Origin of the sequence: Sphingopyxis sp. L1A2A, from assembly GCF_005502465.1 — a bacterium.
Lineage (GTDB): Bacteria > Pseudomonadota > Alphaproteobacteria > Sphingomonadales > Sphingomonadaceae > Sphingopyxis.
In genome coordinates, this window is the sequence record NZ_SCOT01000001.1 from 264,059 (window position 1) to 290,240 (window position 26,182).

A 26,182-nucleotide genomic window follows, 5' to 3' on the forward strand; every position below is an offset into this window, starting at 1 on the left:
CGGTTCCGGGATTGCCTTTTTCCGCGGCGTCCCGCCATGGTGGCGCGATGGGCCGGCTCCACCTTCATCTCATATCCGACTCCACGGGCGAGACACTCGAAAATATCGCCAAGGCGGCGATTGCGCAGTTCGACGACGTCGAGGTGGTGCGCCATTTCTGGCCGATGGTGCGATCGGAATCGCATCTCGACCGGATTATGGCCGAAGTGCAGGCAAGTCCGGGGATGATCCTGTTCACGCTGGTCAATGGTGACCTGCGCGTCAGCCTCGAACGCCGCGCCGGGGCGCTCAATCTGCCGCTGGTTCCCGCGCTCGACGCGGTGACCGATGCGCTGTCGCGGATGCTGGGCCAGGAAGCGAAGGCGCGCCCCGGGCGCCAGCATCAGCTCGATGCCGCCTATTTCGCGCGGGTCGAGGCGATCCAGTTTACCGTCGCGCACGACGACGGCATTGGCTGGGAAAATTGGGAACAGGCCGATATCGTGTTGGCCGGGGTGTCGCGCACATCGAAGACCCCGACCAGCATCTATCTCGCCAACCGTGGTTTTAAGACCGCGAACATCCCGATCGTCCCCGAATCACCGCCGCCCGATGCTTTGTACCGTCTGAAACGTCCGATGATCGTCGGGCTGACCACCGGACTCGACCGGCTGGTCCAGGTGCGGCGCAACCGGCTGCTGTCGCTCAACCAGGCGCCCGAGACCGCCTATGTCGACGACGAGCGGGTGAAGGCCGAGCTGGCTTATGCGCGCCGCATGTTCGCCGACAATGGCTGGCCGGTGATCGACGTCACCCGCCGCTCGATCGAAGAAACCGCCGCCGCGGTGATCAAGCTGGTCGAGGATCGCGGCGCCGCATGACGCTGCTGCTCGCCTCGCAAAGCAGCGGCCGCGCCGCGATGCTGCGCGCCGCCGGGCTCGATTTTGAAACGACCCCCGCGCATGTCGACGAGGAGGCGCTGACCGCGTCGCTGCGGGCCGCGGGTCAGACGCCGCGCAACATCGCCGACGCGCTGGCCGAGGCGAAAGCGGTCAAAATCTCGTCGCGGCTGCCGGGGGTCACGGTCATCGGCGCCGACTCGACGCTCGCGCTCGACGATGGTGCGATGCTGTCCAAGCCCGAAAGTCCAGCCGAAGCGGCCGATCATCTTCGCCGCATGGCGGGAGGCCGCCACCGTCTGTTCAGCGCCGCGGTGGCGGCGCGCGACGGCGCCCCGGTGTGGCGCGCGATCGGCGAGGCCAAGCTGTGGATGCGCCCCTTGTCCGACGCCTTCATCGCCGCCTATGTCGCGCAGCATTGGGACAGCATCCGCTGGACCGTCGGCTGTTACGAAATCGAAGGAGCGGGCGTGCAATTGTTCGAAAAGATCGAGGGCGATCCCTGGACGATTATCGGCATGCCGATGCTGCCGTTGCTGGCGTGGCTGCGCACGACGGGCGTCGCTCCATCATGAGCGCCGCGCCTTATGCCGAGGTGATCGGCGATCCGATCGCCCAGTCGAAATCGCCGCTGATTCACACATTCTGGCTCGACGCGCTTGGTATCGCGGCCGACTATCGCCGCGCCCACATCAAGCCCGAAGACCTCGCCGCCTTTATCGACAAACGCCGCGGTGATGCCGACTGGCGCGGCTGCAACGTCACCATGCCGCACAAGGCCGCGGTGATGGATCTGGTCGACGATCCGGGCAACATTCGCGGCACGATCGGCGCGATGAACACGATCGTGCGCCAGCCCGACGGGGCGCTGATCGGCACCAACACCGATGCAGCCGGCTTTTACGCGCCGCTCGCCGAACTCGATCTAGCGGGCGCGCCGGTCGCGGTGGTCGGCGCGGGCGGCGCGGCGCGCGCGGTGCTGTTCGCGCTGGCGCGCGCCAAGGTCGGCCCCGTCACCATCCTCAATCGCAGCCCATTGAAAGCGATGGGTCTGCTCGCGACCTTCGGGCTCAAGGGCGATGTCGTGGCGCTCGATGCGCAGCTGCCGCCCGTATCGCTGCTCGTCAATTCGAGCAGCCTCGGCATGAAGGGCCAGCCGCCGCTCGACCTCGACCTGTCGCCGCTCGCCGACGATGCGATCGTCTACGACCTTGTCTATTCGCCGCTCCAGACCGGGCTGCTGAAAGCCGCCGAAGCGCGCGGGCTCGACACCGTCGATGGGCTCGACATGCTGATCGGACAGGCCGCGCTCGCGTTCGAGCTGTTCTTCGGCGCCGCCCCGCCCGAAGGCCGCGACGACGAACTGCGCGCGCTGCTGACCGCATGATCCACTGCCCCCACCCTGGCCCACGCCCCGGCTCGCGGCTGCGGCGGCCTTTCATCCTAGGCCTCACCGGTTCGATCGGCATGGGCAAATCGACCGCCGCGGCGATGTTCGAGCGCGAGGGCGTGCCGGTGTTCGATGCCGACGCCGAAGTCCACCGGTTGCAGGGGCCGGGCGGCGCGCTGGTCGCGGCGATCGAGGCGCGCTTTCCCGGCACGACCGGACCCGGCGGCGTTGACCGGCAAAGGCTCGGGGCGCTGGTGCTGGGCAACCGTCATGAACTTGCCGCGCTTGAAGCGATCGTCCATCCGGCGGTGTTTCAGGCGCAGAAACGGTTTCTGGCGCGGCATCGCGCTCGCGCGGTTGTTGTGCTCGACATCCCGCTCTTGTTCGAAAAGGGCGGCTGGCGGCGCGTCGGTGCGATCGCGGTCGTATCGGCGCCGACGTGGATGCAGACCAAGCGGGTGATGCGCCGCCCGGGCATGACCTATGCCCGGCTGAAGGCGATCCGCCGCCTGCAGGTGCCCGACCGCGTCAAGCGCGCGCGCGCCGACTTCATCATCGAAACCGGCGGACCGAAAAGCGAAACGCATCGCCAGATTCGCGCCATCGCCTCTTGTTTCCGCGCCCGATAGGGTCCAGATTGATCGCTCAATGCGAGAGATTATCTTCGATACGGAAACCACGGGCCTCGACCCCAAGGCCGGACACCGGCTGGTCGAAATCGGATGCATCGAACTGATCGACCGGCGCGAATCGGGCCGGAACTTCCACGCCTATTTTCATCCCGAGCGCGACATGCCCGCCGAAGCCGAAGCGGTGCACGGCCTGTCGATGCAGTTCCTCGCGGACAAGCCGCTGTTTGCGGCGCGTGTCGACGAATTGATGGAGTTTCTGGGCGATGCGCCGTTGGTCGCGCACAATGCTGCGTTCGACTTTGGCTTCGTCAACGCCGAACTCGCGCGGGTCGGCCGCCCCGCGCTCGACCCGGCGCGGATGTGCTGCACCGTGCAGATGGCGCGCAAGCTGCATCCCGGCGCCAAGCATAATCTCGATGCGCTGTGCGTCCGTTACGGCATCGACCGCAGCCACCGCGTCAAGCATGGCGCGCTGCTCGACGCCGAATTGCTCGCGCATCTGTATATCGAAATGACGGGCGGCCGACAGATCGGGCTGGGATTGGCGTCGGCCGCGACCGGCGCTGCCGCCGCACCCGGCGCCGCGACCCCCGCCGCGCCGCGCGGCTCCGACCGTCCTTTTCGTGAACCTCGCCCCCATATGGCATCGGCCGCTGACCTCGCGCGCCATGCCGAATTTGTCGCAGGGCTGAACCAGCCGCTGTGGCTCGATACGGTGTGATGACTCTCCCTTAAGTCATCGCATCGGACATAGCAGGAGAAGACCAATGGAAATCCGCGTCTCTGGCCACCAGATCGAAACCGGCGAAGCGCTGCAGGCGCATGTGTCGGACCGGATGAACGCGATTGCCGACAAATATTTCTCGCGCGCGATCGGGGCACATGCGACCTTTGGCAAAGGGCCGCACGACAGTTTCCAGTGCGACATCGTCGCGCATGTGATGCAGGGGTTGGTGCTCAAGGGGCATGGCCAGGCGCAGGACGCGCATGTCGCGTTCGAGGGCGCCGCCGAGCGCATCGAAAAGCAGCTGCGGCGCTATATGCGACGATTGAAGGACCACAACAACGGCGTGGCCCAGCCATCGCCGACGGTCGATGAGATCGAGGACAATGCGGGTTACACCGTGTTCGACGCGGGCGATGACGAGGATGCGGGCGACGCGCCGGCGATCATCGCTGAAACGCGGGTCGATATTCCCAGCAGCAGCGTGTCCGACGCGGTGATGATGCTCGACCTGCGCAACACCAACGCGCTGCTGTTCGTCAACAGCAAGACCGGCGCGCACAACATGGTCTATCGCCGCGACGACGGGACGATCGGCTGGGTCGAGCCACGATAAGGCTGGATTTTCTCCGCCAACCGGCATAAGGGCCGCGCCCAACACGTCCTATGCCGGTATGGCGGGGCGCCGGTACGACCGATCCGCAATCGATTGCCCAGGAACGGCCGGCCCCTCTGCCCGGCGGCTACACAGATTTGACCAGAACAATGAACCTTTCTTCCCTTCTTTATCCCGCGACCGTCCGTGCGCATGTGCAGCTCGATTCGAAAAAGGCGCTTTTTCCCTTTGTCGGCGATCTCGCCAGCCGTTCGCTCGGCCTCGATGCGGGCGAAGTCAGCGAAGCGTTGCTCGAACGCGAACGGCTCGGTTCGACCGGATTCGGGCGCGGTATCGCGCTGCCGCACGCCAAAATGGCCGATCTGACCGGGGTGCGCGGCCTGTTTCTGCAATTGTCGCGCCCGATCGATTTCAACGCGGTCGATGGTCTGCCGGTCGATCTGCTGTTTGTCCTGCTGTCGCCGCTCGATGCCGGCGCCGACCATCTCAAGGCGCTCGCCGGCGTCTCGCGGATGCTGCGCAACGAACCGATTGCCGAACGACTGCGCGGTGCAAAGAGTGACGAAGCACTGTATGCGCTGCTCGCCGATACCGAAACGCGTGACGCGGCGTAACGCCGCGGCGCGGGCCATTCCATGCCGCGGCTGACCAGCCGCTTTCTCGTCGATCTGTTGCTCCGCCGGACCGAATCGGCTGGTGGCTTTGCCACCGTGATCGCCAAGGGCGATGAGCATTCGGGGACCATATTGCTCCAATGCCGCGAACGCGGCGTGCCCGGCCCGCTGCTCGAACGGCGTTTTTCGGCGAGTGGCCACTATATCTGGGAGGCGGTCGGCCCGGACGACCCCAAGGATGGTGAATCGCGCGCCAACTACCAGAACCGGCGGCAACAGGCCGATCCCGATTTGTGGATCGTTGAACTGGATATCGCAGATGCGCCACGACTCGTCGCGGAGTGGGCCGCGTTAACTTGACTCTGTTGCAGCGCACAATAAGTAGCGCCCATTCGATAACGCGTAGGTCGTTCCGTGGGTTGCATCGCCTTGGTGATGTCCCGAAAAACCGGGTTGGACACGCAGTCGGACGATGACCGCAGGCGGTATTGGGCCATAGCCCCCCACCTGTTTTGAAAGTTTCGGTTCATCGGCCGCACTTTTGACGGACACTATGAGTCGTATTTTGAACGTGGCCAGCGTGGCTGCCGTCGGCATGACTGCCGCCACCATGCTGCTTTTGGCGGAACCCGGCTTTGCAAGCGATCTTGCCGCCGACGCCAATCTTCCCGCCCTGATCGCCCCTAGCGCCGATGCGCCGGTTGTGGCTGAACAGGCGGATCTGTCGATCAAGGCCGATACGCCGATCGACGGCATTACCGAAAATACCGACGAAGCACCGGCCCCCGAATCGAAACCGGCGCCGGTCACCGCCGAATCGCTCGCGGCGCTGGTCGCCGCGACCCCTCGCCCGGCGGACATGGATCCTGAGCTGCGCTGCCTTGCCGGCACCGTCTATTTCGAGTCGCGTGGCGAATCGCTCGTTGGCCAGCTTGCGGTCGCGCACGTCGTGATCAACCGCGCCCAGTCGGGCCGCTTCCCCAAAAGCCTGTGCGGTGTGGTCCATCAGCGCAGCCAGTTCAGCTTTGTCCGCGGCGGCAAGATGCCGGCGATCCGCGAAGGCGCGCAGTGGAACAATGCTATCGCAATCGCACAGATCGCCCGCGACGGCAGCTGGAAGAATCATGCACCGGGCGCGTTGTTCTTCCACGCCCGCTACGTCTCGCCCGGCTGGCGCAAGACGCGCATCGCGCAGATCGACAACCACATCTTCTATCGCTGAGGCGCACGTCGCCGGCAGCGGCCGCATCCCATTCATTGCCAAGCCATATTTGGTGGCGCATGATGCGCTGATGATGCGTCAACTTTCTGTCGCCCTGCTCGGTGCAGCGGCGCTCTCGTTCGGCGGCTGTGCCACCGCGGTGCCGCCGGTTGAAGTCACCCGTTTCCATAACGCAGTTCCCAGCTGGGCGCCGGGGACGCGCTATGCGATCGCGACGGCGCCGCTCGACGGCCCGGCGGCGGGGATGCCCTCGCTCGAGTGGAACAGCTATCGCGCCGCGGTCGATCAGCAATTGCAGCGCCAGGGGCTGGTCGCGGCGGGGAGCAATGAGCGCGCGCCGTTGTTGGTCCGCGTCGCCTTTGAGCGGAGCGAGCAGCCGAGCGCCGGTCGCCGGTCGCCGGTCTCGGTCGGGGTCGGCGGTTCGACGGGAAGCTATGGGTCGGGGGTCGGGCTGGGGATCGGGCTCAACCTTGGCGGCGGGCCGAAAAGGACGGCTGATGTACAGCTGTCGGTGCGTATCGACGATGCCGCGACCGGACAGGCCCTTTGGGAAGGCCGCGCGCTGGCCGCGATCCCGGTAAAGGCGCCGGCGTCACAGCCGTCGCTCGCCGCGGCAAAATTGGCTGAGGCCTTATTCAAGGACTTCCCCGGCGAATCGGGACGCACTATCAGCGTCCCATGACCATCACCATCAACGCCGCTTTCGACAGCGGCAATATCGTCGTGGATTCGATCGACGGCACCGCGGCGCGCCTGTCGATCCGCAAGGATCGCGAATCGGATTTCTTCCAATGGTTCCACTTCCGCGTGGCGTGCGCCGTCGGCGACGCACTCGAACTGGCGATCACCGGGCTCGACGCCTCAGCCTATCCTGACGGCTGGCCGGGCTATGCGGCATGCGCCAGCTATGACCGCGACTATTGGTTCCGCCTTGACACCAGCTACGATGCCAAAGCAGGCGGGGGCACGCTGACCATCCGCCACACCGCCGAAAGCCCGATCCTCTACCTTGCCTATTTCGCCCCTTTCTCGATGGAGCGCCACCACGACCTGGTCGCCAGCGTGGCCGAGTGCGAGGGCGTCACCTATCGCTCGCTTGGCACCAGTATCGAAGGCCAGCCGATCGACTGCCTCGAAATGGGCAGCGGCGACACCCAAGTGTGGCTCTATGCGCGCCAGCATCCGGGTGAGAGCATGGCCGAATGGTGGATCGAGGGCGCGCTCGAAAAGCTCACCGATCCGGCCGACCCGCATGCGCGCTCGCTGCTCAAGAAATGCCGCTTTCACATCGTGCCGAACATGAATCCCGACGGATCGTGCCGCGGCCATCTGCGGACCAATTTCGCGGGGGTGAACCTCAACCGCGAATGGGACAATCCAACCGCCGAGCGCAGCCCCGAAGTGCTGTGCGTCCTGGGCGCGATGGACGAAAGCGGCGTCGATTGGGCGATGGACGTCCATGGCGATGAAGCGATCCCGGCGGTGTTCCTCGCCGGCTTTGAAGGCATCCCGTCGCTCAAACCTGAGCAGCTGGACCAATATAAGGCGTTCCAGACGGCGCTTGCCGCGAACACCCCCGATTTTCAGGTCGCGCTCGGCTATAGCGAATCGGCGCCGGGCAAGGCCAATCTGTCGATGTCGACCACCCAGCTCGCCGAACGTTTCGGCGCGGTGTCGATGACGATCGAGATGCCGTTCAAGGACAATGACGACCTGCCCGACCCGGTCGCCGGCTGGTCGCCCGAACGCTCGAAACTGCTCGCGCACGCGTGCCTGGCGACATTGGACCAGATGCTGTGAGCGCGGCGGCGGCTTGGCGGATCGTCGAAGATGATCTGTCGGGCGCCGCGATCCGCGCCCTGCTCGAACAGCATTTTGCCGGGATGCTCGCCAATTCACCGGCGGGCAGCTGTCACTTCCTCGACTTCGACGGGCTGAATGCCGCCGACGTGACCTTCTGGTCGATCCACGACTGCGATGCGCTGGCGGGGTGCGGGGCGCTCAGGATGCTCGACGCCGCGCATGGCGAGATCAAATCGATGCGCACCGCCGACGCCTTCCTGCGCCGCGGTGTCGCGGCGCACATGCTCGACCATATCATCGCCGAGGCAAAAGCCCGCGGGCTCGGGCGGCTCAGCCTCGAAACCGGCTCGGGCGCTGCGTTCGCCCCGGCGATCGCGCTCTATCGCCGCTATGGCTTTGCCGATTGCGAACCCTTTGCCGATTACCAGCCCGATCCGTTCAGCCGCTTCATGACGCGCGAAATCTAGCTGCGCAAACGGGGTCCGGAAGGGACTCCGGACCCCGTTCGTGGTCGGAGTTCGTGGGCAGGCTATGCCGCCTGCTTATCCTCGATCACCGGGGCACTGCCGCCGATCGCAATCTTGTGCGGCTTCATCGCCTCGGGCACTTCGCGTACCAGGTCGATGGTCAGCAGCCCGTCGGCGAGGTCCGCCTGATCGACGCGCACGAAATCGGCGAGCTGGAAGCGGCGCTCGAAGGCGCGCGTCGCGATGCCGCTATACAACAGCTGGCGGCCTTCGCCCTCGGAGGCGGGCGCCTTGCGACCGCTGACGGTCAGCATATTCTGCTGCGCGACGATGTCGATCTCGTCGCTCTTGAACCCCGCGACCGCCACGGTGATGCGGAAATGGTCGTCGGCGATTTTTTCGATGTCGAACGGCGGATAATTTTCGGCGCCCGACCCGCTGGTTTCGAGGAAATCGAACAGGCGATCGAAACCGACGGTCGATCGGCGATAGGGGGTCCAGTCGAAGCTGTTACGCATGGGTCATTCCTTCCTTGTGCAAAGCGAAGTCACGGGACCGCGGCGGGACGCCGCGATCACCACCCGGCCCCGTATCGGCGGCCGGATGCTGCAAATCTGGGTGCGGGCGAAACCATTTCAAGAGGGGCGTTGGCCTTCGCGCCAAAGCCGCGCTATGGGGCGGCGAATTCGCTCCATCCGAAGGACAGACCATGCCCCAGCTCATCCTCATCCGTCACGGCCAGTCGCAGTGGAACCTTGAAAACCGCTTCACCGGCTGGTGGGATGTCGATGTCACCGAAAAAGGCGCGGCCGAGGCGTGGGCGGCGGGCGAGTTGATGAAATCGCGGGGCGTCGCCCCCGACACCTGTTTCACCTCGGTCCAGTCGCGGGCGATCAAGACGCTCAATCTCGCGCTCGAGGCGATGGGGCGGTTGTGGCTGCCGGTGACCAAGGACTGGCGCTTGAACGAACGCCATTATGGCGGGCTGACCGGGCTCGACAAGGCCGAGACCGCGGCCAAGCATGGCGATGATCAGGTCAAGATCTGGCGCCGCAGCTTTGACATCCCGCCGCCGCCGCTCGATGCGGGATCGCCTTATGAACTGGCGAGTGACCCGCGCTATGCCGGCATCGCGATCCCATCGACCGAAAGCCTGAAGGACACGATCGCGCGCGTCCTCCCCTATTATCAGAGCGCGATCGTGCCCGAGCTTGCCGCGGGCAAGACGGTGCTGATCTCGGCGCATGGCAACAGCCTGCGCGCGCTGGTCAAGCATCTGTCGGCCATTTCGGATGCCGACATCACCAGCCTCGAAATCCCGACCGGCCAGCCGATCGTCTACGAACTGAACGACGACCTGACGGCGCGCGAACGCTATTATCTGAGCGAGCGGTAAGTTCCTGTTCCCCGGCGAAAGCCGGAGAACAGAATCATAGCGTTCCCGTTACCGTCAGCTGGAAATATTGCCCGAATTTGCGCTGCCGACTTTCGCGGAACGCAATCGGTCCGTCGCGGCGGTCGACAAACACGGTGCGGTCAAAGCCGTCCTTCATCCCCGCAAGGTTGCGGTACGACAGCTTCACCGTAAAGCCGGCAACATCCTTATGCTCGACAAAGGCGGTCACGAACGCGCCGTCGGTATATTCGCGCTCGATCGCGCCCAGACGCAAATTGGGGCTGTAGCGCTCGTCGAAATAGCCCGCGCCCCACGCCAGGTTCGTCGCCGGAATATCGTGGCGCAGGCTCAGGTCGACAAGATATTCCTGCCCCTCGCTCTGATCGCGCCACACGCCGGTCAGCGGGTCGCGCACGCGGTTGCGCCGCCAGGTCAGGTCGCTGTTGATCCGGGCGCCTTTCCAGCCCAACCGGTCGAGCAGCAGCGTCGCCCTTGAACTGACGCGATACAGATGCGCTCCTGGCAGATTGCCGCGGCCTTCGGTGGTCGGCGACAGCGGAATCTGATCGACCAGATCCTGCGCATAGGCATAAGCGAACGCGACCGAGGCATTGCCCCACGCGCCCATGTCCTGGACCAACTCCAGCTCGGTGCGGTTGACAATCGGCGGGACGAGCAGGCCGTTGCCGCCATTGCCCTGGCCGTTGGCGACGTCGACCGAACTGGCAAAATCAAAGAAATTCAGCTGATCGACACGGCGCTGCACGAACCAGTTGACCGTCGTCTTGTCGCTCAGCTTCCATGCCAGCGCGACCTTGCCCTTGGGGCGAATGAAGCGGCGCGTCAGGCCGCCCGGCCCCGACGACGACAGCTCGCTATATTCGGCGCCGAGGTTGACCTGTGCGGTCAGATTGGGGGCGAGCGTGCGCCCCCAGGTCAGCGAGGCGTCGCCGCGCTTTTCCTCGACCTTGGTCGTTTCGCCGCCGAAGACGACGGGCAGGAAGCTGCCGTCGGGTTGAAGCGTCGCGAACTCGGCATCGACGTCGAGGCTGTTATACGCCCCTTCCAGCGCGACCTGCCAGTCGGTGCCGTCCGCGGAGCGCCAGCCATATTCGCCGCGCAGGATCGATTCGCTTTCGTCGGCGGTCTGCTTGAACCGCTCGCCGCTGCGCCCGCCGATGTCGCGATCGACGACAAAGGTGTCGACGAAAGGGCTATGTTCAAAGCGATAGAGCCCAATCAGCTTCAGCCGGCCCTTGCCCAACCCCAGCTCATAATCGCCGCCGATGTCGAAATTATGCTCGTCTTCGATCGATTCGAACGTCTCGCGCACGGTGCCGTTGGCCGACCGGACCGAAATCCCGCTTACCTTATCCTCCAGCTGCTGCAACTGGCCGCCCAGATTGAAATTCCATTTGTTGCCGCCGCCCGTCGTGCGCGCCAGCGCCAGCGCCAGGCGCGGCCGATCGCCGTAATAGGTGGCGAATTCGTCGCGCGTGAACTGCAACACGCCATTGCCGTCGAACCGCTGTTCGGGGCCCCAATGGCCCTGCCGGGTCGCTTCGTTCTTCAGGCTGAGCGTGACATTGGTGCCGCCCAGCTTGCCGGTGGTCGAAACCTCGCCGGCCAGCCAATTGTCGGCGATCCGGGGACGCCATTCGGGTTGCCAGCGGATCGTGGTCTTGAACCCATTGTCGGCCGCGCCCGCGACCAATACGACGTTGGCGACCTGGCCGGTCAGACCGGGGACGTTCAGGCTCGCGCCGTCGACGATCTCGACATAGGCGACCTGGGTGGCGGCAATGCGTTGCAGTGCGCTGCGCGCGTCGGTCGATTTGTTGGCGATCCGCTCGCCGTTGATCAGAACATTCTCGGTCGCCGCACCCAGTCCGCGGCCGCCGCCGTTGGTCCCGGTGACGATCAGGAAGCCAGGCACTTTTTCGACCATATCGAGCGCGGTGCGCGGGGCAAAGCGCGCGAAGTCGGATGCGCCATAACGCTGGCCGCCGCTGGGCGGTTCAGCGGTCTCGGGCGTTGCCGCGACCGGGCCGTCCTGGGCCAGCGCCGGGGCGCCGACCAGCGTGACGGCAACACCGATCGATAGTCTCCAGGCGATTGCCCGCATAAATCCCCCCATAAGCCGCGGCGAAACAAAGTTACGCCCGCCGCGTCATAAGGAAGGTCGTCGCAAAACTATGTCACAATATCCACCAACGGTCGGTGGGGATCGATCAGCAAACGATCGATCGCCCGTCAGTCGCGCAGCAGCTCGTTGATCCCGGTCTTGGCGCGCGTCTTGGCATCGACGCGCTTGACGATCACGGCGCAGTACAGCGACGGGCCGGGCGATCCGTCGGGCAACGGCTTGCCGGGCATCGCGCCGGGGACGACAACCGCGTAAGGCGGCACTTCGCCGATGAAAATCTCGCCCGTGGCGCGGTCGACGATCTTGGTCGACGCGCCCAGATAGACCCCCATCGACAGCACCGCACCCTCGCGCACGATCACGCCCTCGGCGACCTCGGCGCGCGCGCCGATGAAGGCGCCGTCCTCGATCACCACCGGTCCGGCCTGCAGCGGTTCTAGTACACCGCCAATACCGGCGCCGCCCGACAGATGGACGTTGGCGCCGATCTGGGCGCAGCTGCCGACCGTTGCCCAGGCGTCGACCATCGACCCCTCACCGACATAGGCGCCGATATTGACGAAGCTCGGCAGCAACACCGCGCCCTTGCTGATAAAGGCGCCGCGGCGGACGATCGAACCGGGCACGGCGCGGAAGCCTGCGTCGCGAAAACGGTTCTCGCCCCAGCCGGCAAATTTCGACGGCACCTTGTCCCACCAGCGCGCGCCGCCGGGGCCGCCCTCGATCAATTCCATGTCGTTCAGGCGGAACGACAGCAGCACCGCCTTTTTCAGCCACTGGTTGACCTGCCACAGCCCGTCGGTCTGGCGCTGTGCGACGCGAAAGCTGCCGTCGTCGAGCCCGGCGAGCGCGGTTTCGACCGCGTCGCGCACCGCGCCCTGCGTCGTCAGCCCCAATGTGTCGCGATCGTCCCACGCGGCGTCGATCGTTGATTGCAGGTCGGTCGTCATGAAATCCCCCAGGGTGCAGGCCCCCAAAATTCTGGAAGCGTATCGAGCCAGTCGGCAAGGTCGCTGACGTGAAAATCGACCTGGTCCGGCAGGTGGTCGCGATGGCCGCTTTCGCTGCCATTGTCCAGCCACACGGTGGTCATTCCCAGCGCTTTTGCCGGGGTCAGGTTACGCGCCATATCCTCGACGAACAGGCTGCGCGCTGGGTCGATGCCGAGGTGCGCCGCCATCATGGCATAGGCCGCGGGATCGGGTTTCGGGGTGTAGGAGGTGGCGCGGATGTCGCAGATGCCGCCGAACAGGTCGGCGATGCCGCGGGCGTCCAGCACGCGCGCGGCATAATCGGCGTCGGCGTTGGTAAAGACCAGCTTGCGTCCGGGCAGACGTTCAAGGCCCGCCCGCAGCCGCGCGTCGGGCGCGATGCGGTCGAGCGCGATGGCGTGAACATCGACCAGAAAATGCTCGGGATCGACGCCGTGATGCCGCATCAACCCCGCCATCGTCGTACCATGATCGTGGAAATATTGCTTCTGCACCCGCCGCGCTTCGACGGCATCGACGTCCAGCAGCCGCATGATGAAGGCGCCCATGCGCGCGTCGATCAGGTCGAACAGCTTCGCCGACGGCGGATAGAGGGTGTTGTCGAGATCGAAGATCCAGCAATCGATATGGTCGAGCGAGACGGGCATGACGGAGCGGCGCATAAGGGCTGGGGTGGACGGCGGCAAGCGGTGTCGCTTTACCTTCCTGCAATGTCTTTGGCCTTACATTGGAAACTGCTAATCCAGTCGGCATCCGGGCGAACGCCGGGATATCGAAGAGTGAAGGGGAGCGGCGATGGCCGACGCGGCGCGACGCGATTGCATCCGGCGGATGGCAGGGCGGCCTTTGCCCCTGCTGCTCAGCGTCGCCGCCCTGTCGCTGGCGGGCTGCGGCGGCGGTGGCGGTGCGCGGCCTTCGCCCACCCCGGCGCCGCCGTCGGCACCCGCGCCGACCCCCACGCCCACGCCCACGCCCGCTCCGACTCCCACACCAACCCCGCCGCCGACCGGCAATTTCAACACCGCCGAAACCCGCCGCTCCGACGGGGTCAATTTTCACGGCGCGATCACCGCCTATCAGGCGGGGGCCAGCGGGCAGGGGATTTTGGCGGGGGTCATCGACGATGGCATTGACCAGGACAGCCCCGAATTCACCGGGCGCATCTCGTCGCTCTCGGCCGATGTGGCCGGATCGCGCGGGATCAACGGCGAGGGCAGCCACGGCACCAATGTCGCGCAGATCCTGCTCGGCGGCAAGAATGACGAGGGCACTTTTGGCATCGCCTTCAACGCCAATCTGCTCGTGCTGCGCGCCGACCGGCCGGGGAGCTGCGCGACCGAGGATCCAAGCAACGACGAAAGCGGCTGCCTGTTCCCCGAAAATGCGATCGCGGCGGGGCTCGACCGGGCGGTCAGTGCGGGGGCGCGGGTGGTCAACATCTCGCTCGGCGGCGACGACGCGCCCGGCGCCACATTGCGCGGCGCGGTGGCGCGCGCGACCGCGGCGGGGATCATCGTCATCCTGTCGGCCGGCAATGAAGGCGACACCACCGCGAACGGCAACGACCCGAACAACCCGGGACTCTTTGCCCAAGGAATGCGCGATGCGGGCGGCGGGCTGGTCATCATCGTGGGATCGGTCAACGAAAATGGGGTGAGCTCGGGGTTCAGCAACCGCGCCGGCACCTATGCCGGTTCCTATCTCGCGGCGCTCGGCGAGGGGGTGTGCTGTGCTTATAAGGACGGCGTGATCGAGACGCGGGGCGCTTTTGTCTTCGTGCTCAACGGGACCAGCTTTGCGGCGCCGCAGGTTGCCGGCGCGGTGGCGTTGCTGGCGCAGGCGTTCCCGAATTTGTCGAGCCAACAGATCGTGCAAATCCTTTATCAATCGGCGCGCGATGCGGGGGCAGCGGGCGACGATGGCGTCTATGGGCAAGGCGTGCTCGACATCGCGCGCGCGTTTCAGCCCGCGGGGGCGACGACGCTCGCCGGCACCGCGACCGCGGTTCCGCTCGGCAGCGCGCTCGGGATGCTCGGCGGACCGATGGGCGATGCCGGCGCGGCGCGGTCGGGATCGACCATCGGTCTGGTTGCCGACGGCTTCGGCCGCGCTTTCAGCGTCGATTTCGGCCAGTCGCTGGCGCCACGCCGCCCCGATTTCAAGCTGTCGGGGGCGATCGGCGGCCTGATTCGTCAGCAAAGCGCCGCCAGCACCGCGACCGCACTGTCGCTCGTCACCGCGCCGGGGGTAGGCGCGGGCGATGCGCTGGCGGGCCTGTCATTCCACGACGCGCGGGGCGCGCGCACCCTCGCGGCGTCGGTGGTGACGCGGCTCGATGCGCGGACGCGGATCGGCTTTGCCGCCGGTCGCGGCACCGGCGGCTTGCTCGCGGGCGAGCGCGGCGAGAGCGGCCATGCGATGCTGATCGGCGACGGCGCGCACGACGGGCTGGGCTTTGCCGCCAGCCCCGGAATCGCGACCCTGATCCGCCATAATATCTATGACAATCTATATGTTAATATATCGGCAGAAAGCGGCTTTGTGTCGGGGTCGCGGTGGCAGGATGATCCGTTGCTGCGCTACCGGTCGAGCCGCGACAGCCGCTACCAGCGGCTCGGCGCGGCCTGGGATGGCGGTTTCGGCCCGGTGCGTGCGGCGCTCGGGGCGAGCTGGCTGCGCGAATCGGACAGCCTGCTCGGCGCGCGGCTCGGTCCGGTGTTCGGCGCCGGGGGGGCGACCAGCCTGGTCGGCGACGCGAATCTCGGGGTCGACCTGGCCGATGGCTGGCGCCTGTCGGGCGCGTGGCGGCAGATGTGGACGCGCCCCGATCGCGGCGGGCTGATCGCCAGCGGCGCGCTGTGGTCGTCGGCCTTTTCTTTCGACGTCGCCAAGGCGGGGCTGCTGCGGCCCGGCGACCGCGCCGCGCTCCGCTTTGCCCAGCCGCTGCGCGTTGCGCGCGGCGGCATCGATCTCATACTCCCCGTCGCGCATGATTATGCCAGCGGCCGCACCGATTTTGGCCGACGGACCTATAATCTCGCGCCAACCGGGCGCGAACTGGTGGTCGAGGCGAGCTACACCATGGCGCTGCTGGGCGGCGATCTGGTCGCCAACACCTGGATACGCCGTGATCCCGGCCATATCGCGGCGCTGCCCGACGACAAGGGCGCGGCGCTGCGCTTTACGCTGGGCTTCTGATCGGCTTTAACGGCTCCCAACGTCAAATCAGGGGATGCCAGAATGAAACCGATCCATTGCCTCTCGCTCGCGCTGCTCAGCGCTGCGCTGGCCGCGCCGCTCGCCGCGCAGGCGCCCGCGCGCACCGTGATTCACGCCGGGCAATTGCTCGCCGAACCGGGCAAGCCGGTGCGCGGTGCATCGACGATCATCGTCGAGAATGGCCGGATCGTCGCGGTCGCCGACGGCTATCAACCCGCCGAACCCGGCGCAACGCTGATCGATCTGAAGGACAAATATGTCCTTCCCGGGCTGATCGACAGCCATGTCCATTTGACCAGCGACGCCGGCGGGATTGCCGGGCAGCTCGAAGAAATCACCCTCAGCCCCGCGGCGCAGGCGTTCAATGCGGAGGTCAATGGCATGAAGACGCTGCGCGCCGGTTTCACCACCGTGCGCAACCTCGGCGATGGCGACGGTGCGACGCTGGCGCTGCGCGATGCGATTGCGGCGGGCAAGGTACAGGGGCCGCGCATCGTCGATGCGGGCAACAGCATTTCGGGCAGCGCGGGGCATATGGATGGCTCGCTCGGCTATCGCGACGAACTGCGGCCTTTCTTCGCGGGCGCGGGCAATACCTGCAACGGCGCCGACGATTGCCGCCGCGCGGTGCGGCTTCAGGTCGGGCGCGGCGCCGATGTGATCAAATTCGCCTCGACCGGCGGGGTCAACAGCCGCATCGGCGCCGGGCTGGGCAAGCAGATGTTCGACGATGAAGCGCAGGCGATCGTCGAAACCGCCGCGTTGTTCGGCAAAAAGGTCGCGGTCCACGCGCATGGCGCCGACGGCATCCGCCTCGCGCTGACCGCGGGCGCCGACTCGATCGAACATGGCACGATCCTCGACGAAGCGACGATCGCCCAATGGGCGAAATCGAAAACCTATTATGTCCCGACGCTATCGACGGTGAACGGGTATAAGGAACGCATCGCCGCCAACGCGGCCGCCTATGAACCCGACGTGCTGGCGAAGATCAAATGGCGCATCGAAATTACCGGCAAAAGCCTGGAGCAGCTTGTCCCGCGCGGGGTGAAGATCGCCTTCGGCACCGACGCCGGGGTGTCGAAGCACGGCCGCAACGGCGACGAGTTCGAGCTGATGGTCCAGCATGGCATGACCCCGGTCGCGGCGCTGAAAGCGGCGACGGTGAACGCCGCCGACCTGCTCGGCCTGTCGAGCGAGATCGGCACGATCGCCGCGGGCAAAAGCGCCGACATCATTGCAGTGGCGAGCGACCCGATCGCCGATGTGCGGGTGCTGAAAAAGGTCGATTTCGTGATGGCGCGGGGGATGGTGGTCGAGTGAATCTTTCTTGATCCTCCCTGTGGCGAAGCCATGGGGAGGGGGACCGTTCGCGAAGCGAAGGGTGGAGGGGCCTTGCGACGGTGCGCCCAAGCCCCTCCGTGAGCCCTTCGGGCTGCCACCTCCCCATGACTGCGTCACAGGGAGGATGAGTCGTCGACCAGTGCTTGGCGCAGCTGCCACCATTGTTCCTGCTTCGCCGAAAAACTGCGGGTATTCGCCGCGCTGCTCGACGGCAGATCGACGACTGTGACTCCGTCCAGCGGCGGCAACTGCCGCCGCCCGATCGCCGCGGCCGTGCCGCCGTTGAACGCGATCATCCGCAGGTCGGGCAACGTCGCGATCAGCGCCGCCAGATCGTGCGGGTCGGCTTCGCGGATGTCCGAATCGCTGCTCGACCGCCGTTCGGCGGTACGGATCACGTCCCACAGGCCGATCTTTGCGGCGCGCAGCATCGCCAGCCGTGCGTCATAGTCCAATTCGGCAAGCGGTTCGCCGATCGCCGCGCCGACCAACCGCCAGAACTGGTTCGTCGGATGCGCATAATAGCGCCGTTCGGCGAGCGACCGCGCCCCGGGCAGGCTGCCGAGGATCAGCAGCCGGACGTCGGGGGCGATCAAAGGGGTAAAGCTGGCGTGGCGCACGGCGGGCATCGGGGTGCGATAACCCGCCCGCGACGGCGCAACAATATTGCTCCTGCCCTTGACCGGTCGGGGAATCACCGCTAGGGGCGCGCTCGACCGAAAAGGGCGGTTTGCTGCCTCTTCCGGCCCCAACAGCGCTGAACATTGCTGGCGCGGATGGAGCCTCCGGACGATCAATTGCGATCTGCCGGGGTCTTTTGCTGTTACAAGGTCGCCTGTTTTCCGCGGATTTCCGTGGAATTCGGACCGATGCTTCATCCACCGCGGCACAGTAACCGTTCGCCTTGATGGGCGGACATTTAAAGGTGAAGCATTCATGCCCACGATCAACCAGCTGGTCCGCAAGGGCCGGACTCCCCAGAAGGTGAAGTCCAAGGTCCCGGCGATGGACGCAAACCCGCAAAAGCGCGGCGTTTGCACCCGAGTCTATACGACGACCCCGAAAAAGCCGAACTCGGCGCTCCGTAAGGTTGCCAAGGTCCGCCTGACCAACCAGCGCGAAGTCATCACCTACATCCCGGGCGAAGGCCACAACCTCCAGGAACACAGCGTTGTGCTGATCCGCGGCGGTCGTGTCCGCGATCTTCCCGGTGTGCGTTACCACGTCCTGCGCGGCGTGCTCGATACGCAGGGTGTGAAGGACCGCAAGCAGAGCCGTTCGAAATACGGCGCGAAGCGTCCGAAGTAAGGACCGCTTTTTCGGCTATTTGATCATCCCTGGCTGCTCATGCGCCGGGATGCTGTTGTAAAAGGAATTACCTATGGCTCGTCGTCGTCGTCCTGAACGCCGCGAAATCCTGCCCGATCCCCGTTTCGGTGATACGGTGCTGTCGAAATTCATGAACAGCGTGATGCTGGACGGGAAAAAGTCGGTCGCCGAAAACATCGTTTACGGTGCGCTCGAATCGGTCGAAGCCCGTGCCAAGAAGGAACCGATCGGCGTGTTCCACGAAGCGCTGGCGAACATCCGTCCGAACATCGAAGTCCGCAGCCGCCGCGTCGGCGGTGCGACCTATCAGGTGCCGGTCGAAGTCCGTCCGGACCGCGCCCAGGCGCTGGCGATCCGCTGGCTGATCACCGCCGCCCGCAACCGCAGCGAAACGACGATGGCCGCGCGCCTGTCGGGCGAGCTGCTCGACGCGTCGAACAACCGCGGCAACGCGGTGAAGAAGCGCGAAGACACCCACCGGATGGCCGAAGCCAACCGCGCGTTCAGCCACTACCGCTGGTAACCGCGGCTGGCGCCGGATCCTCGCTGGTAATTGCCGAGGCGCTTCGGCGTCTCGCAATCGCAACAATTCTTCCTATATCGGGGGCGGCTTCAAAGGCCGCCCCCCACATCCAAGGAAAAGACCATGGCACGCAGCCATCCGCTCAGCATGTATCGCAACATCGGTATCATGGCGCACATCGACGCCGGCAAGACCACGACCACCGAGCGTATCCTTTATTACACCGGCAAGTCCTACAAGATCGGCGAAGTCCATGACGGCGCCGCGACGATGGACTGGATGGAGCAGGAGCAGGAGCGCGGGATCACGATCACCTCGGCTGCCACCACCTGTTTCTGGAACGATCACCGCATCAACATCATCGACACCCCCGGGCACGTCGACTTCACGATCGAAGTCGAACGCTCGCTGCGCGTGCTCGATGGTGCCGTCGCGTGCTTCGACGGCGTGGCCGGGGTTGAACCGCAGTCGGAAACGGTGTGGCGCCAGGCCGACCGTTACGGCGTGCCGCGCATGTGCTTCATCAACAAGCTCGACCGCACCGGCGCGAACTTTGAATATTGCGTCCAGTCGATCATCGATCGCCTCGGCGCGCGCCCCGCGGTGCTCTACATCCCGATCGGGATCGAAGCCGACCTCAAGGGTCTCGTCGACCTCGTCCACAACCGCGCCATCGTCTGGAAGGACGAAGCGCTGGGCGCCGAATTCTTCTATGAAGACATTCCGGCCGACCTCGCCGACAAGGCCGCCGAATATCGCACCAACCTCATCGAAATGGCCGTCGAGCAAGACGATGATGTCATGGAAGCCTATCTGGGCGGCGATGAACCCGACGTCGACACGCTGAAGCGCCTGATCCGCAAGGGCACGCTCAACCAGTCGTTCGTCCCCGTCTGCTGCGGCTCGGCGTTCAAGAACAAGGGCGTCCAGCCGTTGCTCGACGCGGTCGTCGATTACATGCCGAGCCCGCTCGACATTCCCGACGTCCAGGGTCTGAAGCTCGACGGCGAGACCCCCGATTCGCGCCCGCCCGAAGACGACGCGCCGCTGTCGCTGCTGGCGTTCAAGATCATGAACGATCCGTTCGTCGGCTCGCTGACCTTTGCCCGCATCTATTCGGGCACCCTGACCAAGGGCACCTATCTGAACTCGGTCAAGGACAAGAAGGAAAAGGTTGGCCGCATGCTGCTGATGCATGCGAACAGCCGCGAAGACATTGATGAAGCCTTTGCCGGCGACATCGTGGCGCTCGCGGGCCTCAAGGAAACCACGACCGGGGATACGCTCTGCGCGACCAACGCGCCGATCATCCTCGAACGCATGGTCTTCCCCGATCCGGTCATCGAACTGTCGGTGGAACCCAAGACCAAGGCCGACCAGGAACGCATGGGCATCGCGCTCAACCGTCTGGCTGCCGAGGATCCCTCGTTCCGCGTGTCGACCGATCATGAATCGGGCCAGACGATCATCAAGGGCATGGGCGAGCTTCACCTCGACATCCTCGTCGATCGCATGCGCCGCGAATTCAAGGTCGAAGCGAATGTCGGTGCGCCGCAGGTGGCGTATCGCGAATCGCTCGCGAAGGCCGTCGACGTCGATTACACCCACAAGAAGCAGTCGGGTGGCTCGGGCCAGTTCGGCCGCGTCAAGGTGACTGTGGTTCCCGGCGAACGCGGTTCGGGCATCGTGTTCAGCGACGAGATCAAGGGCGGTAACATCCCGCGCGAATATATCCCCTCGGTGGAAAAGGGCATGCGCGAATCGGCCGAAAACGGCCATATGATCGGCTTCCCGATCATCGATTTTGAAATCAAGCTGACCGACGGCGCGTATCACGACGTCGATTCGTCGGCGCTGGCGTTCGAAATCGCGGGCCGTGCGGCGATGCGCGAGGTGGCGGCAAAGGCCGGCATCAAGCTGCTCGAGCCGGTGATGAAGGTCGAAGTGACGACGCCCGAAGATTTCATGGGCGACGTGATCGGCGATCTCAACAGCCGCCGCGGTCAGATCCAGGGCACCGACAGCCGGGGCAACGCCCAGGTCGTCGAGGCGATGGTGCCGCTGGCGAACATGTTCGGCTATGTGAACCAGCTGCGCAGCTTCAGCCAGGGACGCGCCAACTATTCGATGCAATTCTCGCATTATGAAGAAGTGCCGACGAACGTCGCCGAAGAGGTGAAAGCCAAAATGGCGTAAGCATTTGCGGGGTGAGCGGCTTTCGGGCCGCTTTCACCCCGCAGGGCTTGCCCTCTTCTGCAAAGCCGACTAAGGGCGGCGCCTGTTTCAACAGGCGGTTCCGCCGAGTGAACAATTTCTGAGCATTTAGACACGCCAGACGAAGGACAAGGGTAAAATCATGGCCAAGGCAAAATTCGAGCGGAACAAGCCGCACTGCAACATCGGCACCATCGGTCACGTTGACCATGGCAAGACCTCGCTGACCGCAGCGATCACCAAGGTGCTCGCCGAAACGACCGGCGGTACCGCCGTCGATTTCGCGAACATCGACAAGGCGCCCGAAGAGCGCGAGCGCGGCATCACCATTTCGACGGCGCACGTCGAATATGAAACCGCTGCCCGCCACTATGCGCACGTCGATTGCCCGGGCCACGCCGACTATGTGAAGAACATGATCACCGGTGCTGCCCAGATGGACGGCGCGATCCTCGTCGTGTCGGCCGCTGACGGCCCGATGCCGCAGACCAAGGAGCACATCCTGCTCGCCAAGCAGGTCGGCGTGCCGACCATGGTCGTCTTCCTCAACAAGGTCGACCAGCTGGACGATCCCGAGCTGCTCGAACTCGTCGAGCTCGAAATCCGCGAAGAACTGTCGAAGCGCGACTTCGACGGCGACAATATTCCGATCATCCCGGGTTCGGCGCTCGCCGCCCTCGAAGGTCGCGACGACAACATCGGCAAGGAAGCCATTCTGAAGCTGATGGAAGCCGTTGACGCGTGGATCCCGCAGCCGGAGCGTCCGCTCGACAAGCCCTTCCTGATGCCGATCGAAGACGTGTTCTCGATCTCGGGTCGCGGTACCGTCGTCACCGGCCGTATCGAAACCGGTATCGTCAAGGTCGGTGAAGAAGTCGAAATCGTCGGCATCAAGGACACCAAGAAGACCGTCGTGACCGGCGTCGAAATGTTCCGCAAGCTGCTCGACCAGGGCCAGGCTGGCGATAACGTCGGTGCGCTGATCCGCGGCGTCGGCCGTGAGGAAGTCGAGCGTGGCCAGGTGCTCTGCAAGCCCGGCTCGATCAAGCCGCACACCGAATTCACCTCGGAAGTCTATGTGCTGTCGAAGGACGAAGGCGGCCGTCATACGCCGTTCTTTGCCAACTATCGTCCGCAGTTCTACTTCCGCACCACCGACGTCACCGGTGAGGTCGTTCTCCCCGAGGGCACCGAAATGGTGATGCCGGGCGACAACGTCCAGCTGTCGGTCAAGCTGATCGCTCCGATCGCCATGGACCCGGGTCTGCGCTTCGCAATCCGCGAAGGCGGTCGTACCGTCGGCGCAGGGGTTGTGGCGACGATCACAAAGTAATATAGGGCCGCGAGCCGCCCGATTCGGAAGCGATTCGGGCGGGCTCGTAGCTTAAAGATTTTTGATGGCCGATCCGGCTTCCATGTGGAGGTCGGAACAGGCCATTTCGGCTCTTTCGCATCGTCAGACGGGATTCGACTGGAACAGTCATGGAAACGCAGAATATTCGCATTCGCCTGAAGGCCTTTGATCACCGCGTGCTCGATCAGGCCACCACCGACATCGCCGATACGGCACGTCGCACCGGCGCGCTCATTCGCGGCCCTATCCCGCTGCCGACGCGCATTGAAAAATTCACCGTGAACCGCGGCCCGCACATCGACAAAAAGTCGCGTGAGCAGTTCGAGGTCCGGACCCACAAGCGGCTGCTCGACATCGTGCAGCCGACCCCGCAGACGGTCGATGCGCTGATGAAGCTCGACCTTGCCGCGGGCGTGAACGTTGAGATCAAGCTGGCCTAAGCCAGCGCAGCCTCTGCACCAGCAGGGGTCTCTATCGGCAGGCGCTTCGGTGGCTGCATTGTCCGGAGCGATCCGGACCGACGATAGGGTGGATACCGCCGGTCGCTTCCCTCGGGAGGCATAAACGACCGGGCTGCGTCCCCCGTCTCGCCGCTCCTCCTTCGGGAAAGCGGCACCTCAGCCCGGACGGGGCGACCATCGAAATTCCGGGCTGGGAGGGTAGCCGTCGAGCGTTGCTTGATGGCCGCCCACACGCCGTGCGGAATGGTCCGCCCGGCCTCTGTTGAGGAGTATGATCATGCGGACTGGCGTGATCGCGAAGAAAATGGGGATGACCCGCCTGTTTCAGGACGACGGCCGCCACGTGCCCGTCACCGTCCTGAGCCTCGAAGGCTGTCAGGTCATCTCTGTGCGCGAACAAGAACGCGACGGCTATGTGGCCGTCCAGCTGGGTGCCGGATCGGCCAAGGCGAAGAACGTTGCGAAGCCGCAACGCGGCGCTTTCGGCAAGGCCGAAGTCGAGCTCAAGGCCAAGGTCGTCGAATTCCGCGTCGCTGACGACGCGACGCTCGACGTCGGTGCTGAACTGTCGGCCGACCATTTCGTCGCCGGCCAGATCGTCGACATCCAGGGCGTGACCCAGGGCAAGGGCTTTGCCGGGGCGATGAAGCGTTGGGGTTTCGGCGGTATGCGCGCCACCCACGGCGTTTCGATCAGCCACCGCGCCCATGGTTCGACCGGTAACCGTCAGGATCCGGGCCGCGTCTTCAAGAACAAGAAGATGGCCGGTCATATGGGCGCGCGCAATCGCACCCAGCAGAATCTCGAAATCGTCCGCACCGACGTCGAGCGCGGCCTTCTCTTCGTCAAGGGCTCGGTCCCGGGCTCGAAGGGCGGCTGGCTGATGGTCCGCGATGCGGTCAAGCTGCCGCGCCACCCTGAAGCCCCCTATCCGGCGGGCATCAAGAGCGCAGCGAACGCCAATCAAGAAGCCCCGGCTGATGCGCCTGTGGAAACCCCGGTTGAAGAAACCGTGGTCGACACTGCCACCACCGACGGCGCACAGGAGTCCTGATCATGAAGGTCAAGGTTCAAACCCTCGACGGCAAAGCCGGCACCGACATCGATCTGAACGACGATGTGTTCGGGGTCGACGCCCGCGCCGACATCCTGCACCGCGTCGTCGCATGGCAGCTTGAAAAGCGCCGTGGTCCGGCCCGAGCGGCGCGCGAACGCAGCGATGTGTCGCGCACCGGCAAGAAATTCGGTCGCCAGAAGGGCGGCGGTACCGCGCGTCACGGCGATCGGGCTGCTCCGATCTTCATCGGCGGTGGTAAGGCGCATGGCCCCCGGGCGCGCACCTTCGGCCACTCGCTGAACAAGAAGATCCGCACCCTCGGCCTGAAGATGGCGCTGAGCGACAAGGCGAAGGGCGGCAAGCTGGTCGTCATCGACACGCTCGAGCTCAAGGACGCGAAGACCAAGGCGCTCGCCGGCACGCTCGGCAAGCTCGACCTCGGCAATCGCGCCCTCTTCATCGATGGCGATGCGGTGCATGAAAGCTTCGCGATGGCATCGGCCAATCTGATCGGGGTCGATGCGCTGCCGGCGATCGGTGCCAATGTCTATGACATCATCCGTGCCGACACGCTGGTCCTGACCCGCGCGGCGGTCGAACAGCTGGAGGCACGCTGCAATGGCTAAGGCAAAAACAGTCGACGCGCGTCACTATGACGTGATCCTGGCTCCAGTGATCACCGAAAAGTCGACGCTGCTCAGCGAAAATAACGCGGTGGTGTTCAAGGTCGCAAGCGACGCGACCAAGCCCGCCATCAAGGCTGCCGTCGAGGCGCTGTTCGATGTCAAGGTGATCGGCGTCAACACGCTCATCACCAAGGGCAAGACCAAGCGCTGGAAGGGCAAGCCCTATACCCGCAGCGACGTGAAGAAGGCGATTGTTCGTCTGGCCGAAGGCCAGTCGATCGACGTCACCACCGGCGTCTGATTGTAGGGAAAGGCAAAGAAAATGGCACTTAAGTCCTATAATCCGACCAGCCCCGCGCAACGCGGCCTGATCCTGATCGATCGGTCGTCGCTGTGGAAGGGCAAGCCCGTCAAGGCGCTGACCGAAGGCAAGAGCAAGACCGGCGGCCGCAACAACAAGGGTCATGTCACCTCGCGCGGTATCGGCGGCGGTCACAAGCAGCGTTATCGCATCGTCGATTTCAAGCGTCGCCTGTGGGATGTCGAAGGCACCGTCGAGCGGCTGGAATATGATCCCAACCGCACCGCCTTCATCGCGCTGGTCAACTATGGCAAGGACGATGCCGGCAAGGATCGCGTCGCCTATATCCTGGCGCCGCAGCGTCTGGCGGTTGGTGACAAGGTCATCGCTGGCAAAAAGACCGACGTGAAGCCGGGCAATGCGATGGAATTGTCGCAGATGCCGGTCGGCACGATCGTCCACAACATCGAGATGAAGCCGGGCAAGGGTGGCCAGATCGCCCGTTCGGCGGGCACTTACGCGCAAGTCGTCGGTCGTGACCGCGGTCTGGTGATCGTGCGTCTCGGTTCGGGCGAACAGCGTTATATCCGCGGCGATTGCATGGGTACGGTGGGTGCGGTGTCGAACCCCGACAACACCAACCAGACGCTCGCCAAGGCCGGCCGTAGCCGCTGGGCGGGCAAGCGTCCGCTGACCCGCGGCGTGGCCAAGAACCCCGTCGATCACCCGCATGGCGGCGGCGAAGGCCGCACCTCGGGCGGCCGTCACCCGGTGACCCCGTGGGGCAAGCCGACCAAGGGTGCGCGCACGCGCCATAACAAGTCGACCGACAAGATGATCATCCGGTCGCGTCACGCGAAGAAGAAGAGGTAAG

Annotated in this window: 29 protein-coding genes; 24 read left to right on the forward strand and 5 right to left on the reverse strand. The window is 65.0% G+C overall.

Annotated elements, in window-relative coordinates; translation table 11 throughout:
- Nucleotides 1-47: 47 nt before the first annotated feature.
- The 12 genes from FFS68_RS01290 (at nt 48) to FFS68_RS01345 (ending at nt 8,346) form a co-directional block, all read left to right on the forward strand.
- Nucleotides 48-860, forward strand: a complete 813-nt coding sequence (locus FFS68_RS01290) for a pyruvate, water dikinase regulatory protein (protein WP_137751490.1) — start codon at nt 48-50, stop codon at nt 858-860.
- Complete coding sequence (locus FFS68_RS01295; protein ID WP_137751491.1) at nt 857-1,453, forward strand: Maf family protein; 597 nt, start codon at nt 857-859, stop codon at nt 1,451-1,453. The genes FFS68_RS01290 and FFS68_RS01295 overlap by 4 nt, the downstream gene beginning before the upstream one ends.
- Nucleotides 1,450-2,265, forward strand: coding sequence for a shikimate dehydrogenase (gene aroE, locus FFS68_RS01300; protein WP_137751492.1), 816 nt, complete (start codon nt 1,450-1,452; stop codon nt 2,263-2,265). Before FFS68_RS01295 ends, aroE begins: the two co-directional genes overlap by 4 nt.
- Nucleotides 2,262-2,897 carry a dephospho-CoA kinase gene (coaE, locus tag FFS68_RS01305; RefSeq protein ID WP_137751493.1) on the forward strand — a complete coding sequence of 212 codons (636 nt, stop codon included), beginning with the start codon at nt 2,262-2,264 and terminating at the stop codon, nt 2,895-2,897. The genes aroE and coaE overlap by 4 nt, the downstream gene beginning before the upstream one ends.
- A 19-nt stretch (nt 2,898-2,916) precedes the next feature.
- Complete coding sequence (gene dnaQ, locus FFS68_RS01310) at nt 2,917-3,621, forward strand: DNA polymerase III subunit epsilon (RefSeq protein ID WP_137751494.1); 705 nt, start codon at nt 2,917-2,919, stop codon at nt 3,619-3,621.
- Between the two features lie 46 nt (nt 3,622-3,667).
- A complete protein-coding gene (gene raiA, locus FFS68_RS01315; RefSeq protein ID WP_137751495.1) occupies nt 3,668-4,240 on the forward strand; it encodes a ribosome-associated translation inhibitor RaiA in 573 nt (190 codons plus the stop codon).
- A gap of 149 nt (nt 4,241-4,389) precedes the next feature.
- Nucleotides 4,390-4,854 (forward strand): PTS sugar transporter subunit IIA, encoded by a 465-nt coding sequence (locus tag FFS68_RS01320; RefSeq protein WP_137751496.1) that lies wholly within the window; start codon nt 4,390-4,392, stop codon nt 4,852-4,854.
- A 21-nt stretch (nt 4,855-4,875) separates the two neighbouring features.
- Nucleotides 4,876-5,214, forward strand: a complete 339-nt coding sequence (locus FFS68_RS01325; protein ID WP_137751497.1) for a DUF1491 family protein — start codon at nt 4,876-4,878, stop codon at nt 5,212-5,214.
- Between the two features lie 235 nt (nt 5,215-5,449).
- Nucleotides 5,450-6,076: a cell wall hydrolase gene (locus FFS68_RS01330; protein WP_249339961.1), complete on the forward strand. Its 627-nt coding sequence runs from the start codon at nt 5,450-5,452 to the stop codon at nt 6,074-6,076.
- A gap of 70 nt (nt 6,077-6,146) precedes the next feature.
- Complete coding sequence (locus FFS68_RS01335; RefSeq protein WP_137751499.1) at nt 6,147-6,758, forward strand: DUF4136 domain-containing protein; 612 nt, start codon at nt 6,147-6,149, stop codon at nt 6,756-6,758.
- A complete protein-coding gene (locus FFS68_RS01340) occupies nt 6,755-7,876 on the forward strand; it encodes a M14-type cytosolic carboxypeptidase (RefSeq protein ID WP_137751500.1) in 1,122 nt (373 codons plus the stop codon). The genes FFS68_RS01335 and FFS68_RS01340 overlap by 4 nt, the downstream gene beginning before the upstream one ends.
- A complete protein-coding gene (locus FFS68_RS01345; protein ID WP_137751501.1) occupies nt 7,873-8,346 on the forward strand; it encodes a GNAT family N-acetyltransferase in 474 nt (157 codons plus the stop codon). Before FFS68_RS01340 ends, FFS68_RS01345 begins: the two co-directional genes overlap by 4 nt.
- Nucleotides 8,347-8,408: 62 nt before the next feature.
- On the opposite strand, the gene FFS68_RS01350 is transcribed toward FFS68_RS01345, so the two are convergent.
- On the reverse strand, nt 8,409-8,864 hold the full coding sequence (locus FFS68_RS01350) for an Hsp20 family protein (RefSeq protein ID WP_137751502.1): 456 nt from the start codon (nt 8,862-8,864) through the stop codon (nt 8,409-8,411).
- 191 nt (nt 8,865-9,055) lie between these two features.
- Here FFS68_RS01350 and gpmA point away from each other — a divergent pair, with 191 nt between their 5' ends.
- Nucleotides 9,056-9,742 carry a 2,3-diphosphoglycerate-dependent phosphoglycerate mutase gene (gene gpmA, locus FFS68_RS01355; protein ID WP_137751503.1) on the forward strand — a complete coding sequence of 229 codons (687 nt, stop codon included), beginning with the start codon at nt 9,056-9,058 and terminating at the stop codon, nt 9,740-9,742.
- Nucleotides 9,743-9,776: 34 nt separating this feature from the next.
- Here the strand turns inward: gpmA and FFS68_RS01360 are convergent, their stop codons facing one another.
- The 3 genes from FFS68_RS01360 to FFS68_RS01370 all read right to left on the reverse strand — a co-directional run bounded on the left by FFS68_RS01360 (nt 9,777) and on the right by FFS68_RS01370 (nt 13,527).
- Nucleotides 9,777-11,867, reverse strand: a complete 2,091-nt coding sequence (locus FFS68_RS01360; protein ID WP_137751504.1) for a TonB-dependent receptor — start codon at nt 11,865-11,867, stop codon at nt 9,777-9,779.
- A gap of 128 nt (nt 11,868-11,995) precedes the next feature.
- On the reverse strand, nt 11,996-12,838 hold the full coding sequence (gene dapD, locus FFS68_RS01365; RefSeq protein ID WP_137751505.1) for a 2,3,4,5-tetrahydropyridine-2,6-dicarboxylate N-succinyltransferase: 843 nt from the start codon (nt 12,836-12,838) through the stop codon (nt 11,996-11,998).
- Entirely contained in the window at nt 12,835-13,527 is a 693-nt protein-coding gene (locus tag FFS68_RS01370) for a pyrimidine 5'-nucleotidase (RefSeq protein WP_137751506.1), read from the reverse strand. The genes dapD and FFS68_RS01370 overlap by 4 nt, the downstream gene beginning before the upstream one ends.
- A 148-nt stretch (nt 13,528-13,675) precedes the next feature.
- On the opposite strand from FFS68_RS01370, the gene FFS68_RS01375 reads away from it, so the two are divergent.
- Nucleotides 13,676-16,078, forward strand: coding sequence for a S8 family peptidase (locus tag FFS68_RS01375; protein ID WP_137751507.1), 2,403 nt, complete (start codon nt 13,676-13,678; stop codon nt 16,076-16,078).
- 42 nt (nt 16,079-16,120) lie between these two features.
- Nucleotides 16,121-17,422: an amidohydrolase family protein gene (locus FFS68_RS01380; RefSeq protein ID WP_137751508.1), complete on the forward strand. Its 1,302-nt coding sequence runs from the start codon at nt 16,121-16,123 to the stop codon at nt 17,420-17,422.
- Between the two features lie 134 nt (nt 17,423-17,556).
- Here the strand turns inward: FFS68_RS01380 and FFS68_RS01385 are convergent, their stop codons facing one another.
- Complete coding sequence (locus tag FFS68_RS01385) at nt 17,557-18,072, reverse strand: DNA-deoxyinosine glycosylase (protein ID WP_137751509.1); 516 nt, start codon at nt 18,070-18,072, stop codon at nt 17,557-17,559.
- A 307-nt stretch (nt 18,073-18,379) separates the two neighbouring features.
- Between FFS68_RS01385 and rpsL the strand changes: the two genes are divergently transcribed.
- From rpsL to rplB, 9 genes are all read left to right on the forward strand, one after another.
- Nucleotides 18,380-18,751 (forward strand): 30S ribosomal protein S12, encoded by a 372-nt coding sequence (gene rpsL, locus FFS68_RS01390; RefSeq protein WP_037515637.1) that lies wholly within the window; start codon nt 18,380-18,382, stop codon nt 18,749-18,751.
- 73 nt (nt 18,752-18,824) lie between these two features.
- Nucleotides 18,825-19,295 (forward strand): 30S ribosomal protein S7, encoded by a 471-nt coding sequence (gene rpsG / locus FFS68_RS01395; RefSeq protein ID WP_088439847.1) that lies wholly within the window; start codon nt 18,825-18,827, stop codon nt 19,293-19,295.
- 123 nt (nt 19,296-19,418) lie between these two features.
- The gene (gene fusA, locus FFS68_RS01400) at nt 19,419-21,491 is read left to right on the forward strand and encodes an elongation factor G (RefSeq protein ID WP_137751510.1); all 2,073 of its coding nucleotides are present in this window, start codon (nt 19,419-19,421) and stop codon (nt 21,489-21,491) included.
- A 160-nt stretch (nt 21,492-21,651) separates the two neighbouring features.
- Nucleotides 21,652-22,842, forward strand: coding sequence for an elongation factor Tu (gene tuf / locus FFS68_RS01405; protein ID WP_137751511.1), 1,191 nt, complete (start codon nt 21,652-21,654; stop codon nt 22,840-22,842).
- A gap of 149 nt (nt 22,843-22,991) precedes the next feature.
- A complete protein-coding gene (gene rpsJ, locus FFS68_RS01410) occupies nt 22,992-23,303 on the forward strand; it encodes a 30S ribosomal protein S10 (RefSeq protein WP_011543089.1) in 312 nt (103 codons plus the stop codon).
- Between the two features lie 298 nt (nt 23,304-23,601).
- Nucleotides 23,602-24,378, forward strand: a complete 777-nt coding sequence (gene rplC, locus FFS68_RS01415; RefSeq protein ID WP_137751512.1) for a 50S ribosomal protein L3 — start codon at nt 23,602-23,604, stop codon at nt 24,376-24,378.
- A gap of 2 nt (nt 24,379-24,380) precedes the next feature.
- Nucleotides 24,381-25,007: a 50S ribosomal protein L4 gene (gene rplD / locus FFS68_RS01420; protein ID WP_137751513.1), complete on the forward strand. Its 627-nt coding sequence runs from the start codon at nt 24,381-24,383 to the stop codon at nt 25,005-25,007.
- Nucleotides 25,000-25,308: a 50S ribosomal protein L23 gene (locus tag FFS68_RS01425; protein WP_137751514.1), complete on the forward strand. Its 309-nt coding sequence runs from the start codon at nt 25,000-25,002 to the stop codon at nt 25,306-25,308. Before rplD ends, FFS68_RS01425 begins: the two co-directional genes overlap by 8 nt.
- 21 nt (nt 25,309-25,329) lie before the next feature.
- A complete protein-coding gene (gene rplB / locus FFS68_RS01430) occupies nt 25,330-26,181 on the forward strand; it encodes a 50S ribosomal protein L2 (protein WP_137751515.1) in 852 nt (283 codons plus the stop codon).
- Nucleotide 26,182: the final 1 nt, after the last annotated feature.

What these genes read in the sequence shown, in the direction of transcription:
- FFS68_RS01290 (WP_137751490.1), top strand. Translation starts at nt 48, where the DNA reads ATGGGCCGGCTCCACCTTCATCTCATATCCGACTCCACGGGCGAGACA.
- FFS68_RS01295 (WP_137751491.1), top strand. Translation starts at nt 857, where the DNA reads ATGACGCTGCTGCTCGCCTCGCAAAGCAGCGGCCGCGCCGCGATGCTG.
- aroE (WP_137751492.1), top strand. Translation starts at nt 1,450, where the DNA reads ATGAGCGCCGCGCCTTATGCCGAGGTGATCGGCGATCCGATCGCCCAG.
- coaE (WP_137751493.1), top strand. Translation starts at nt 2,262, where the DNA reads ATGATCCACTGCCCCCACCCTGGCCCACGCCCCGGCTCGCGGCTGCGG.
- dnaQ (WP_137751494.1), top strand. Translation starts at nt 2,917, where the DNA reads ATGCGAGAGATTATCTTCGATACGGAAACCACGGGCCTCGACCCCAAG.
- raiA (WP_137751495.1), top strand. Translation starts at nt 3,668, where the DNA reads ATGGAAATCCGCGTCTCTGGCCACCAGATCGAAACCGGCGAAGCGCTG.
- FFS68_RS01320 (WP_137751496.1), top strand. Translation starts at nt 4,390, where the DNA reads ATGAACCTTTCTTCCCTTCTTTATCCCGCGACCGTCCGTGCGCATGTG.
- FFS68_RS01325 (WP_137751497.1), top strand. Translation starts at nt 4,876, where the DNA reads ATGCCGCGGCTGACCAGCCGCTTTCTCGTCGATCTGTTGCTCCGCCGG.
- FFS68_RS01330 (WP_249339961.1), top strand. Translation starts at nt 5,450, where the DNA reads ATGACTGCCGCCACCATGCTGCTTTTGGCGGAACCCGGCTTTGCAAGC.
- FFS68_RS01335 (WP_137751499.1), top strand. Translation starts at nt 6,147, where the DNA reads ATGATGCGTCAACTTTCTGTCGCCCTGCTCGGTGCAGCGGCGCTCTCG.
- FFS68_RS01340 (WP_137751500.1), top strand. Translation starts at nt 6,755, where the DNA reads ATGACCATCACCATCAACGCCGCTTTCGACAGCGGCAATATCGTCGTG.
- FFS68_RS01350 (WP_137751502.1), bottom strand. Translation starts at nt 8,864, where the DNA reads ATGCGTAACAGCTTCGACTGGACCCCCTATCGCCGATCGACCGTCGGT.
- gpmA (WP_137751503.1), top strand. Translation starts at nt 9,056, where the DNA reads ATGCCCCAGCTCATCCTCATCCGTCACGGCCAGTCGCAGTGGAACCTT.
- FFS68_RS01360 (WP_137751504.1), bottom strand. Translation starts at nt 11,867, where the DNA reads ATGCGGGCAATCGCCTGGAGACTATCGATCGGTGTTGCCGTCACGCTG.
- dapD (WP_137751505.1), bottom strand. Translation starts at nt 12,838, where the DNA reads ATGACGACCGACCTGCAATCAACGATCGACGCCGCGTGGGACGATCGC.
- FFS68_RS01370 (WP_137751506.1), bottom strand. Translation starts at nt 13,527, where the DNA reads ATGCCCGTCTCGCTCGACCATATCGATTGCTGGATCTTCGATCTCGAC.
- FFS68_RS01375 (WP_137751507.1), top strand. Translation starts at nt 13,676, where the DNA reads ATGGCCGACGCGGCGCGACGCGATTGCATCCGGCGGATGGCAGGGCGG.
- FFS68_RS01380 (WP_137751508.1), top strand. Translation starts at nt 16,121, where the DNA reads ATGAAACCGATCCATTGCCTCTCGCTCGCGCTGCTCAGCGCTGCGCTG.
- FFS68_RS01385 (WP_137751509.1), bottom strand. Translation starts at nt 18,072, where the DNA reads ATGCCCGCCGTGCGCCACGCCAGCTTTACCCCTTTGATCGCCCCCGAC.
- rpsL (WP_037515637.1), top strand. Translation starts at nt 18,380, where the DNA reads ATGCCCACGATCAACCAGCTGGTCCGCAAGGGCCGGACTCCCCAGAAG.
- rpsG (WP_088439847.1), top strand. Translation starts at nt 18,825, where the DNA reads ATGGCTCGTCGTCGTCGTCCTGAACGCCGCGAAATCCTGCCCGATCCC.
- fusA (WP_137751510.1), top strand. Translation starts at nt 19,419, where the DNA reads ATGGCACGCAGCCATCCGCTCAGCATGTATCGCAACATCGGTATCATG.
- tuf (WP_137751511.1), top strand. Translation starts at nt 21,652, where the DNA reads ATGGCCAAGGCAAAATTCGAGCGGAACAAGCCGCACTGCAACATCGGC.
- rpsJ (WP_011543089.1), top strand. Translation starts at nt 22,992, where the DNA reads ATGGAAACGCAGAATATTCGCATTCGCCTGAAGGCCTTTGATCACCGC.
- rplC (WP_137751512.1), top strand. Translation starts at nt 23,602, where the DNA reads ATGCGGACTGGCGTGATCGCGAAGAAAATGGGGATGACCCGCCTGTTT.
- rplD (WP_137751513.1), top strand. Translation starts at nt 24,381, where the DNA reads ATGAAGGTCAAGGTTCAAACCCTCGACGGCAAAGCCGGCACCGACATC.
- FFS68_RS01425 (WP_137751514.1), top strand. Translation starts at nt 25,000, where the DNA reads ATGGCTAAGGCAAAAACAGTCGACGCGCGTCACTATGACGTGATCCTG.
- rplB (WP_137751515.1), top strand. Translation starts at nt 25,330, where the DNA reads ATGGCACTTAAGTCCTATAATCCGACCAGCCCCGCGCAACGCGGCCTG.